Source organism: Alloiococcus sp. CFN-8 (genome assembly GCF_049943125.1).
Lineage (GTDB): Bacteria > Bacillota > Clostridia > Clostridiales > Clostridiaceae > JAEXZL01.
On record NZ_CP188040.1, the window covers coordinates 736,661 to 748,766 of the forward strand.

Here is a 12,106-nt window from a genome sequence, read left to right on the forward strand (position 1 = left end):
CACTAGCTGGCATAATAAACACATATCTACTGTTTAGTAATTAGCTAACCTCACTACTTAATCCTTTCATAGGCAGCTTCATATACATTAAGCATCTCTTCAACACCCATTTTTTCTATAGCGCTAACATATTCCTTCCAGGTGCTGTCATTAAGCTCCTTCTGACCTGTAATGAATTCAGCGGTGCTTGTCTTCACATAGTTTCCAATATCAGTATTATAGGTTGTCATTATTCTATTTTCGTCCTTAGTAAAGGTAAAGAAAGGCCATATCTCTTCTGGTATATAAGGCATTAAGTTATCTGCCGCCTCCATTGGAATAGGAGTTAACTCGTCTCCACTGAAGAATGGGTATTTCATAATCGTAGGATTATTTCCATAAGGATATGGGGAATAATTTGATATCACACTATCCTTTGAGGATTCAGCAAATTTATCTATTATTTCTTGAGTATAACTGTAGCTCCCATCATCGTTCTTTACGTAGGTGTCTCCTTCAATTCCGTAGTGATAGAATGCGTTTCCTTCATCGCTGTAGAAATAGTCTACCCATCTTAAAGCTGCTTCTGGATATTCACAAGCAGAGGTGATTACAAAAGCACCTGTGCTATGTAAATGAGAACGAACTCCTGACCAAATCTTATCTCCATTAGGTCCCTCTAAGGCTTCATCGAGACCCTTGAACTTAGAAGTATAATTTCCTGGAAGTATGGATAATGAGGTATTAATGAATATACCAGCCTTATCTTCTACAACCCAAGAAGCCATTTGTGAATCAGAATAGGAGAACATCTCCTCATGTAATAGCCCTTCTTCATACAATCTCTTAGTAAACTCTAAAAATTCTCTATAGTCTTCGTCCATTGGGAAGTATCTTATATCACCAGTATCTTCATCTATATCAAAGGATGAATGATGTGTACCACGATTTTCTAATCCAAACATACCATAAAAGGTTTCATACAGTGCACCAGTACTGCTATAAAGACCTATCTCATCGGCTACTCCGTTTCCATTAGGATCCTGCTCCTTAAAGGCCTTTAAAACCTCATAGAGCTCTTCATAGGTCGTAGGCATGTCCAGGTTTACGGCTTCAAGCCACTCAGTATTAATAAAGAGCTTTCTAAGTATTCTAGTAGCTGGCTCTTCTGTTGCCGCAGGTATAGAATATATAGCTCCATTTGGGAAGGTTTGGCTCTGCTTCACATCCTCAAACTTGTCCATATAGCTCCAAAAGTTTGGAGCATAGGTTTCTAGCAAATCGTTTTCCATCAAATCAATAAGCAGCTCATCTTCCCCCCAGCTAAGCTGATTGGCTGAACTGATGCTACCCTTTAAGATAATGTCAGGAAGTTCTCCACTGGCCATGGCAAGGTTAAGATTTTCATCCCATCCACTGGCTGGAACGTTAATCCAATTAATTTTTATCCCTGTCATTTCTTCATATTTTTGTAGATTATAGATTTTGTCAAATTCAGGATGAGTTGCTGCTTGCTTAACCATTATAGTTAATTCAATAGGTTCCTTTACAATAGGAAACTGAGACTCTGTATTTAAATATTCCGCTGACTTGCTCCCTCCACCTGAACTACCCTCTTTAGAAGAATCAGAAGAACAACCAACGGCAGTAAAAATAAACATTCCACTTAATAAAGCTAAAAGCCCTTTTTTTGCTGACAACATAACACTTACCTCCTATTTTGGTATATACTTACATTATAGAAATTAAATTGAAACGTGTCAATAAATTATTTAAAAGTTATGTAAATATTTACAATTACATATTTGTTATAACGTTATATATTAAAAAACAGGAATTTTAGCTCTGTTATAAGCATTTAACAGTAAATTTACTGAATAATCAGGGCAAAAATATATTTTTTCATTCTCTATAAGGTTGTTCTTCTTATAACGTATCAAAATTTAAAATAACCTTTTAAAACATAACATTTTTTCAATAAAGATATTGATGTGAAGTTATGAACCACAAATAACCTTGTACCATTGCTTGGAGATTAAGCACAAACCATCTATAAACTCACAAAAAAAGACCTTCTAGATTTTCAAAATCTAGAGGCCTAAGTAAATTATCGTAAACTTCCTAATTAACATATCTTATTTATTTCATTTTTATTTCTTAACAAAAAACCAGAACCTAACTCCATCCCCAGTATTCCTAGCTCCATACACAAGCTTATGAAGCTTTAGTATCTCTCCAGCTATATGCAGCCCAAGGCCTGTTCCCTGTGATATTCTCCTGGAGTCATCACCCTTGGTGTAAGCTGTCCATATATCATCTATTTTGTCTTCTGGAATATGACTTCCACTATTAAATATTCCATAAGCCTTATCAGTGATTTCAATCTCTATTCTTCCATTTTCAGGAGTAAAGCTAACTGCATTAATAATGAAATTATCTATTACCTTCAAAATAAGATTTCTATCCCCTAATATTGTTGCCTCTCCCTCTATGGTAAAGTGTATATTCTTTTCATTAATTACTTCAACATATCGGTTGTATACGCTCTGGGAAAGTTCATTTAATGATAGCTCTTCTTTGTTAAGCCTTACATTTCCCGATTCCAGCCTAGATAGCTCCAGCATCTCTTTAATAATTCCATCCATATAAATAGCTTTATCTTGAATCTTAGAGGCGTAGTACTCACGTTTCTCAGTGTGAATATTATCCCTGAGATTTTCTGAGTAACCAGAAATGATTGCTAAGGGTGTTTTCAAATCATGAGCCAGAGCATTAGTAAGCTCCCGGTGATGCTTGTCCATCATTTCTTTTTTATTGTAAGTATTATAATTACTGTAAGCTAAAATTGCACCAGCCAGCATAAAAATAATAAAGGATGATATCCAAATGGGTATGAGCTTATCCATAGAGTCCTGTAAAGCAGAATACTCATTGGCAAATACAGCATAATAGTTTGCTTTCCCAGTCATTGCAAAGGAATTCATTAAAAATGTACCATCAAAGGGAATTACAATATAGCCCTGCTGCTTAAATCCTCCTACCTCTTCATATCTTTCTGCAGTTGCTAAGCCGCTTATAAGAGTTTCCCTTAAAGTATCTACATCTAAAACCTTTTCTCTCAGCGACCTTTGTCTTGCATCCTTTCTCAGTATACGAGTCTCTCTATCAGAGTAAGCAATAGTTGCTGTTGACTCAATACCTCCACCCTTAAAATAAGGCAAGTCCTTAGTATTTTGATAGTTCGTTTTAAAGCCATAATCTTTACTGGACTCTACTATAGAAGCATATTCAACATTTCCATCTTTATCAAATCTTGTTACTAGCTCTTCCATAACTATTATTTCTTCCGGGATAATAGTGGTACCATCTACCCAAAAGCCCTTAAGCTGAAGGTAATAATTTGAAATATCCCCTACCTTTTTTGCCACTGGCTTGTCATACATTATAGACTCCATTTTTGATATCTCTTCTTCACTAAACCAATCCTTTGGTTCTAAAAAACCAAATTGTGTTAATGAGCTTGTATCAGGCATTCTTTGACTATAGGTGATAACCCATTTATCAGAAGTATTGTGTATCAGCTCAAACTTTTCATCAAAAAGAGCCATTTCCATGGCTGTGTTTCTCATATATAGAGTCAATAATTCCTTTTTTACAGAGGTAATGTCATGAATATAATTATCTTCGCTAGCATATTTCTTAATAGTATTCCATACATTATCACTTACTTGAAAGGCTGCATTAATAAAGCTTACTCTATTTTTTTCCTTCTCTTCCTTAATGATATGATTGCTAAAGATCATCATAAGTACAAGATAAACTATAAAGAACATTGAAAGAGTTTTAATAAACACACCTTTTGCTTTCATTTTAAACCTCCATTTTATAGCCAGCCTTGATAATGGTTTTGATGGCATTGCCACTGCTGCCTAAAGCCTTTCTGAGCTTTTTTATATGATTATCCACAACTCTATCATTTCCCTCAAAGTCATAGCCCCAGACTCTTAAGAGAAGGCTCTCTCTAGTAACTATCTTATTCTTATTTTCCATGAGTATCTTTAAAATGGCATATTCCTTTGGAGCAAGATTAAGCTCATCATCATTAAGAAAAACCTCACGGCTATGAGGATTTAGCTTGATATCCCCTATCACAATAAGCTCTTCTCTTATCAAGCCCTTTGATCTTTTTATCAAGGCTCCAACCTTTGCATAAAGCTCTGCCAAGGAAAATGGTTTAGATACATAGTCATCACATCCAAGACTATAGCCTTTAAGCTTGTACACCTCATTCCCCTTCGCTGTAATAAAAATAATAGGCACGTCACTCTTTTTTCTAAGGCTTTTACAGATAGTGAAACCATCCACCTCTGGAAGCATAACATCTAAAAGCACTAGATCGTAATAATTATTAAGGCAGCTATCTAAAGCCTCATCCCCCTTCTGAACAACCTCTAACTCGTACCCATAATCACTCTTCTCCTCGAAATAATCAGTTATTATCTCACAAAGGGAAGGATCATCCTCCACCAATAAAATCTTATAGCTCATCCCTCTACTCACCCCCTAAATATAAGATAACACTGTGATTTATCCTTTCTGTATCCTTTTTGCTCCACTAAAAAATTTGTAGATTAATGTAATGTGAATGGCACCATAGAAGTGAGAAAACGTTCGCATGTAATGCGAACAAAGTCATTACGTAAGCACTCCTCATAGACCAATATATATTAATAATATGATATAAATTAACATATATAAACAGTTTTGTTCCATAACTTCCACATATAATAAATTGTAATCACACTTTACAAAGTTACCAGATTATTAATTATCCACATATATATCGGGGCTTTTAGTAGTAGCTTAACAAGTAATACCATTAGTCATTGATAAATATAAAATATCACATGAGCCTGTAAGCCTTATAAAAGTGAAAAGTACTATATAAGTAAAAAAGCTAGCTATTAATTCATAGCTAGCAAACAAAGTCTTTATGCAACTCCAATCATGTATTCTACACCAATAGCCACAAGGACCACTAAAAGAGATATTATAAATCCATGAAGCATTGGAGCTAAACCTGATTTTTTCATATCACGAAAATCTGTATTTAATCCAATTGCCGCTAATGCAGCCACCATCAAAAACTTACTTAGATTCTTCATAGCTACAGCAGCTTCCGGAGGAATTATTCCCATGGTATTTAAAAATGACATGGCTAAAAATCCTAAAATGAACCATGGAAACACAGATTTCATATTTACATTCAAGGGATTTTCACTATTAGCTGCTGCCTTCTTCTTAAGGCGGATATTAATAAAGGCAAAAATCAGTACCGTAGGAATGATTACCAGAGTTCTTGTGAGCTTTACCATTGTAGCGAAATCTCCTGCCGCTTCACTGAAGGCATAGCCTGCGGCAACCACGCTAGAGGTATCATTTACTGCCGTTCCTGCCCACAGACCGTAAGCCATGTCTGAAAGACCTAGCCATCTACCGAGTATGGGAAATAATATAATCATCGCCATATCAAAAAGAAAGGTAGCTGACATAGCAAATGCTATATCTGTATCCTCTGCATCTATCACTGGAGCAATGGCTGCAATGGCAGAGCCTCCGCAAATTCCAGTACCAGCTGATATAAGGTTTGACATCTTCCAGTTAAGCTTAAGGGCCCTACCAACAAAATAGCCTACACCAAAGCAGGAAAGCAGTGTAAACACCATCACTGTCATGGAATATCTTCCAACAGTTAGGATAGTAGTAATATTAAGGCTTGCACCTAAAAGAATTATTGCAAATTTTAATATCTTTTTTGACGTAAACTTTATTCCAGGTGTTGTTAGCTTATTTGGCTTCCATATATAATTAATGGTCATACCTATAAAAAGTGCTATCACTGATGCTCCTATCACATGCACCGGAAGAAGCCCCTCTAGAAATCTAGCAATAAAGGCAATTACAATTGCTATAGCAAAGCCAGGTAATACCATTCTATAGCTTTTTAGGCTTTCATTTGTTTTTATCATCTTTCGTCCTCCTCATCTTCTGTTTCTTTATTTTACCCTCCACCAGTGATAAAATAAATTTATTAAATGGAATGTATCAATTACATTAATTTATCGGCATCCCTTTCAAAGGATTAATTAAAGAATAAAAAAGCAAGGAAATCAATGGAGGATTCATGGATCAAAAGCTAACTACTTTTTTAACCCTTTGCCGCACCTTAAATTACCGTGTCGCCGCAGAAGAGCTACATTTAACACAGCCTGCCGTAACAAAGCAAATACAGGCTTTAGAGCAAATTTACAATGGAAAGCTATTTCACTACGATGGCAGAAGGCTCCACAAAACTGAAAAGGGTCTACTTTTAGAAAGCTATGCCATGTCCTTTCAATACAATTATGAACAATTACAGGTAGCTATGAATAAAAAGCCTAAGACAGCTCTGCGTATTGGAGCTACCAAGACCATCGGTGATTATGTGCTTTGTCCTTACATTATTTCATATCTTTCAAGGAGTGACCATTCAATTTCCTTATTGGTTGACAACACTAGAGAACTTCTTTCTAAGCTGGAGAATAATGAGCTGGACTTTGCTGTTATCGAAGGAATATTTCAAAAAGACAAATATGATTATCATCTACTTAGGATGGAGCCATTTATCGGAATATGCCCTGCCGATCACCCATTAAATGGTCAAACTGTGTCCGTAGAGGATATCCTAAATGAAACGTTAATTGTCCGGGAATTAGGCTCTGGAACAAGAGATATTTTAGAATATAAACTTGCCATGGCTGGCTTTCAGCTCAGCTCCTTTAGCAAAACTACCTGCATTAGCAGCCTAAAGCTAATTGGTGAGCTGGTTAGCTCTGGCCTTGGCATAAGCTTCCTTTACCAGTCCGTGATTGGAAACAGCAATAACTTTGGCACTTTTCAGGTAGAAAGCATCACCGGTGACCATGAATTTAACATTGTTTATTTAAAGAACACCTCAGCTCGAAGCTATGCAGATGCTTTTTTTGAAAATCATCCTATGACTAATAGAAAAATATAATAGGCTTGTAGTATTCGAAAAAATATTGCTGAAGTATTACTCTTATTCTTACCAATTCTAATAGTAATATTAAGTGGATTAGGTATATTTGTTATGGTCAAGCAAAATTGAGAACTGTACCCCATGTCCACACCAAGGTGTCCAAAATTCAAATCATTAAAAACATGCGGTATCTATGCAAAAGAAAATGCGTTACAATAAATAATATAAGGACCTAGATGCCCTGAAGTGACAGGGTAACCAAAGAGGGAGGAAAACAGAAATGTTACAGTCAATAAAAACAGCAGAAAGCATGGCACAAGCACTTTCTGAAGTACCTGAGCGCAGCTTTGGAGAATACAGAACAACGGAGATTATAAGTCAATTTCTTATGGAACGCAAAATACGTATCATCAACCTTGGTATGCCCACTGGCGTACTTGCTTATCTGGATGCCGGGCGCGAAACAACGGTTGCCCTCCGCGCAGATATCGACGCTGTGGAAACTGATGAAGGCCCGAAGCACCTTTGCGGACACAATTATCATGCGGCTGCACTCCTTGGAGCTGCCGATATGTTAAAGCGCATGGGAGACAGGCTTCCCTGCAACGTGCTCTTTATCTTTCAGCCAGCGGAGGAAACGACAGAAGGAGCAAAGGCAATGCTGGAACACGGAATGATGAAGCTAATACCCCAGCTGCCGGTACGTCTCTTCGGAATACATAACCGCCCCGAGATACCTGTGGGCAGGATAGCAGTGCACAGTGGCCCACTGATGGCTAGAAAAACTAATTTTATTCTTACATATAAGGGAAAAACAGGCCACGGCGGTATGCCCCAGCTCTGCCGCGATCCCATCACTGCGGCTGCGCAGTTCATTACTTCTGCGCAGACGGTAGTCAGCCGCTCTGTAGACCCTTGCGAGGCTGCTGTGTTTTCTGTGTGCAGCATACACGCTGGTACGGAGGACAATCTTGCTCCTGAACGCGTTATTATGACAGGTAGTGCAAGAAGCCTTGAGGATACGGTTCACGAGATTTTGCTTCACCGTGCGGAATGCATAGCCAAGGCTACTGCGGAGGGTATGGGTGTGAGCTGGGAACTTAAGTGGCTGCCTCAGGTGCCTTCTGTTGTGAATAAAGAGGGCATTACCGAGCTTGCAAGAACTGCGGCAGTGCTTACTGTTGGAGCGGATAATGTAACCGATACAAACCCGTGTCTAGGCTCGGAGGACTTTGCTGTGTTCGGCGATCACATATCTTCCTTCTTTTATTGGGTAGGAAGCGGTAAACAGGACGGTACAAGCGCAAGCTGGCACAACCCAAGATTCACCGTGGAACCGGGATATCTGGATGCTGCTGTACCGCTACTTGTAAATTCCGTATTGGTAGGATAAATGTCAATCAACAAGCAAATATTACCGTCTCCACATGTTCCGTTTGTGCAAACATGTCAAAATTATTTCCACAAAAGAATACACTCACCTTGCACAAATTACTACAGCTAAAGAGGTTCTACTTTAAAGAAATGCAATAATGCACAACATAATATTTATATAAAAAATAAGATACAAAAGCAATACTTCCTTAATATGCTATAATACTTATATAAATTTATTATGATACAGAGGTCTTTTAATGAACGAAAATATGATATTCAATGAGATGTTTGTGCTTTTTATCCTTATGCTCTTAGGTTTTTGCGCCTTTAAGTGGAAGCTTTTGGACTTAGAAATGAATAGAAAGCTTTCAAGACTTATCCTAACAGTTACTTCCCCTGCTTTAATTCTCGCTTCTGTTTCTCAGGGAAATAGTGATGATAAGGCTAGGGTTTACTATATACTCTTGATTGCTGTATTGATGTATTTGTTACTTCCCTTGATAGCTATAATCCTAAACAAGGTACTCTTTATACCCAAAAATGAGGATAAGCTCTATAGATTTATGACGGTGTTCTCCAATATAGGCTTTATGGGCTTTCCAGTTATAGCATCTATCTATGGAGATGAAGCAATTTTTTATGCATCAATATTTAACCTCATGTTTAACATCTGCCTATATTCCTATGGTGTATATATAATGAATAGTAAAAAAGAAAAAAAGGTTAAGATGGATTTAAAGCTCCTCTTAAACCCAGGAATAATTGCCGCAACAGCTGCCTTAATAATCTTTTTAACCAATATACCTATACCCTATGCCTTTAGCAGATCTTTATCTTTAGTTGGAAATATCACCACCCCCATGGCAATGATGATTATAGGCTCAACCCTAGGTTCCATGCCTATAAGGAATATATTTAATGATAGCAGGGTTTACTTATACACCTTTGTTAGGCAGCTTGTCCTTCCCCTTATAACCTGGCTGCTATTGAAAAATTTTATTACTGATCCTTTTGTACTGGGTCTTTCAGTAATCATTTCCGCAATGCCTGTGGGAATTACCGCTGTAATGTTCTCCAACGAATATGGACAAGACGCTGAGCTTGCTGCTAGAGGGGTTTTTATAACAACCCTTGCTTCCTTTATCACAATACCAATAATCACTATATTGTTTTAATGTAAAAACAATAAACCTTTAACTTAGTCCAGAGAGGCTGAAAAGATATCCATATAATTTACACTAATATTATCCTTTTGTCTTTTTGATGAAAGGATATTTTTATGATGTTTTTAAAAATATAAATGTATAAAAAAACTATAAAAAGTAAAAGTATAGATAGATATTATATGCTAGGTTTGGGTGGAAATATAAAGGAGACTATCATGACATTATTATTAAACATTGTAGGAATTATTGTTGTTATAGGCGGGTTATATCTTTTCTCTGAAAACAAAGGCAAGGTTGATAAAAAACTTATAGCAAAAGCATTATTAGTACAATTTGTACTTGCATTTTTATTAGTTAAATTCCCATTAGGACGAAATATAATAAAAGTAGTATCAAATTTTGTAACTAATGTACTGAATTACGGATTTGAAGGGGTATCCTTCGTTTTTGGAGCATTAACAGATGGAAGTACAGGATACATATTTGCAATATCAGTACTGGCAAATATAGTTTTTACAGCAGCTTTAGTTTCAGCCTTATACTATCTAGGAGTAATAAGCTTCATAGTTAAGTTAGTAGGTGGGGCGATACAAAAGGTATTCGGAACTAGTAAGGTTGAAAGCTTTGTTGCCGTTGCTAACATGTTTTTATCACAAACAGAATCACCAATCCTTGTAAGTAGATACCTACACGCAATGACTAGAAGTGAGCTTCTATTATTATTAATATCAGGTATGGGAAGCATGGCTGCTTCAGTATTAATGGGCTATGTTGGTCTCGGAATACCAATGGAATACTTATTAATTGCAGGAGCATTAGTTCCATTAAGTAGTATAATAGTTTCAAAATTATTAATACCAGAAACTAACAAAGAAGCATTAATAGAAGAGGTTGTTATGGACAGAAAAGGTGGCCATAGAAATATAATGTCAGCTATATCTGAAGGTGCTTCCAATGGTGTAAGATTAGCAGTGGGGATAGGTGGCTCACTTATAGCTATAATTGGATTAGTTGCATTAGTTAATGGTGCTTTAGGAACAATAGGCTTTTCATTACAGCAAATATTATCATACGTTTTTGCACCTTTAGCATACTTAATGGGAATAAACCCAGACCATGTATTGACTGCTGGCCAATTATTAGGCTCAAAGATGGTATTAAATGAGTTTGTTGCTTTTGGTGAGCTAGGAAGTATAATAAATTCATTTGATTATAGAACAGGAATTATTATGTCAGTAGCATTAGCAGGATTTGCAAATATATCAAGTATAGGTATATGTATATCAGGTATATCAATATTTTGCCCTGAAAGAAGAGGAGAAATATCAGACATAGCCTTCAAAGGAATGATAGGTGGATTTTTAGTAAGCTCATTATCAGCAATGATAATTGGATTATTACTACTATTCTAATAGATTTATAAAGAAAAACACGAACTTATAATATCAGTCTACTTATTTACTGCTACAGATAGGAGAAGCTTTCTATAAATATAAAATAACCACCCATCTCAAGAGTCTATAGTTATATAGACCAAGAGTACCAGGTGGTTCTATTTTATATGTCTGATCTAATTAGTTTCCGGAGTAATAGTTTATTGTAAAATCTATTGTTCCAGCATATTTACCAGGATTTGAAGGGGATGTAGTTACTTCTACAGTACCAGAAAGCTCGTCCCCTGTAGCTTGAAGCTTTTTGTTCTCAAGAGTGTTAGTGAAGGATAAGGAATCCTTTCCATTTACTAAAGCACCGCTTTTGCTTGCAGTTACTGTAACATATGCCTTTTCAGGAATTACAAAGTTCTTAGCAACAACAGTATAATTGCCCTTCTTTGTAGAAGCATCAACAGTTATTGTAGCTGGAATCTCAACTTCATAACCTCCTTCTACCACAAGCTCAACCTTTGAACTCTGACTTGAAGACTCTGTAGGAGGTACTGTCTCTGCTGGAGGGCCTATTTCCTTAGCACTATCCCAATTAACTGTTAGTGTTGCATTGTATTTTGCATCTGCACCACCGAATTGAACACCCATAACATTACTATTTATGTATAAGGATAAATCATAAGTATCACTAGCAGAAGGAAGTCTGAAGGTCATGGTATCAACATAATGTACTGCTTCACCAGCACTATTTGCAATAGTATTACTGCTCTTAGTATAGCTAGCATCCTTCCATGTAGAGCCATCAAAATATCCAATTTGTCCAGCATCAGCATCTATAAAATTTTCGCAAGCAACACCATAAATTGTCATGCTATCAGTTGTAAAGGAAAGTGTCATATCCGCTGTTCCATCCTCATTAACAACAACGGTTGTACCTGTAAGTAGAGGTGCTCCGAATTCAACACCTCCCATAGCTTGTACAAAGCAAGTTAGGCTTGCTTCCACCTCATAAGTTCCTGCATTAAGATCCTCATGACCTGTGGCAAAGGCAGCTGTTGCCATTGAAGATACTATTAATGTCATTGCAACTACACTAGTTACGAATTTACCCATAAGGGATTTTAATTTTTTCATTATAATTAAACTCCTTTCTTGCACAA

At 36.6% G+C, this 12,106-nt stretch carries 9 protein-coding genes; 4 read left to right on the forward strand and 5 right to left on the reverse strand.

Annotated elements, in window-relative coordinates:
- Positions 1-53 precede the first annotated feature (53 nt).
- From ACPWSR_RS03270 to ACPWSR_RS03285, 4 genes are all read right to left on the reverse strand, one after another.
- Positions 54-1,682: an extracellular solute-binding protein gene (locus ACPWSR_RS03270; protein ID WP_426350273.1), complete on the reverse strand. Its 1,629-nt coding sequence runs from the start codon at positions 1,680-1,682 to the stop codon at positions 54-56.
- 447 nt (positions 1,683-2,129) lie between these two features.
- The gene (locus ACPWSR_RS03275; protein WP_426350274.1) at positions 2,130-3,848 is read right to left on the reverse strand and encodes a sensor histidine kinase; all 1,719 of its coding nucleotides are present in this window, start codon (positions 3,846-3,848) and stop codon (positions 2,130-2,132) included.
- Between the two features lies 1 nt (position 3,849).
- Positions 3,850-4,527, reverse strand: coding sequence for a response regulator transcription factor (locus ACPWSR_RS03280; RefSeq protein WP_426350275.1), 678 nt, complete (start codon positions 4,525-4,527; stop codon positions 3,850-3,852).
- A gap of 443 nt (positions 4,528-4,970) precedes the next feature.
- Positions 4,971-6,008 (reverse strand): YeiH family protein, encoded by a 1,038-nt coding sequence (locus ACPWSR_RS03285; RefSeq protein WP_426350276.1) that lies wholly within the window; start codon positions 6,006-6,008, stop codon positions 4,971-4,973.
- A 155-nt stretch (positions 6,009-6,163) separates the two neighbouring features.
- Between ACPWSR_RS03285 and ACPWSR_RS03290 the strand changes: the two genes are divergently transcribed.
- The 4 genes from ACPWSR_RS03290 (at position 6,164) to ACPWSR_RS03305 (ending at position 10,973) form a co-directional block, all read left to right on the forward strand.
- A complete protein-coding gene (locus tag ACPWSR_RS03290) occupies positions 6,164-7,036 on the forward strand; it encodes a LysR family transcriptional regulator (RefSeq protein ID WP_426350277.1) in 873 nt (290 codons plus the stop codon).
- 262 nt (positions 7,037-7,298) lie between these two features.
- Positions 7,299-8,411: a M20 family metallopeptidase gene (locus tag ACPWSR_RS03295; RefSeq protein ID WP_426350278.1), complete on the forward strand. Its 1,113-nt coding sequence runs from the start codon at positions 7,299-7,301 to the stop codon at positions 8,409-8,411.
- A gap of 241 nt (positions 8,412-8,652) precedes the next feature.
- The gene (locus tag ACPWSR_RS03300) at positions 8,653-9,570 is read left to right on the forward strand and encodes an AEC family transporter (protein WP_426350279.1); all 918 of its coding nucleotides are present in this window, start codon (positions 8,653-8,655) and stop codon (positions 9,568-9,570) included.
- Between the two features lie 206 nt (positions 9,571-9,776).
- Positions 9,777-10,973 (forward strand): NupC/NupG family nucleoside CNT transporter, encoded by a 1,197-nt coding sequence (locus tag ACPWSR_RS03305; RefSeq protein WP_426351346.1) that lies wholly within the window; start codon positions 9,777-9,779, stop codon positions 10,971-10,973.
- Positions 10,974-11,135: 162 nt separating this feature from the next.
- Here ACPWSR_RS03305 and ACPWSR_RS03310 read toward each other — a convergent pair whose 3' ends face one another.
- On the reverse strand, positions 11,136-12,080 hold the full coding sequence (locus tag ACPWSR_RS03310; protein ID WP_426350280.1) for a hypothetical protein: 945 nt from the start codon (positions 12,078-12,080) through the stop codon (positions 11,136-11,138).
- Positions 12,081-12,106: the final 26 nt, after the last annotated feature.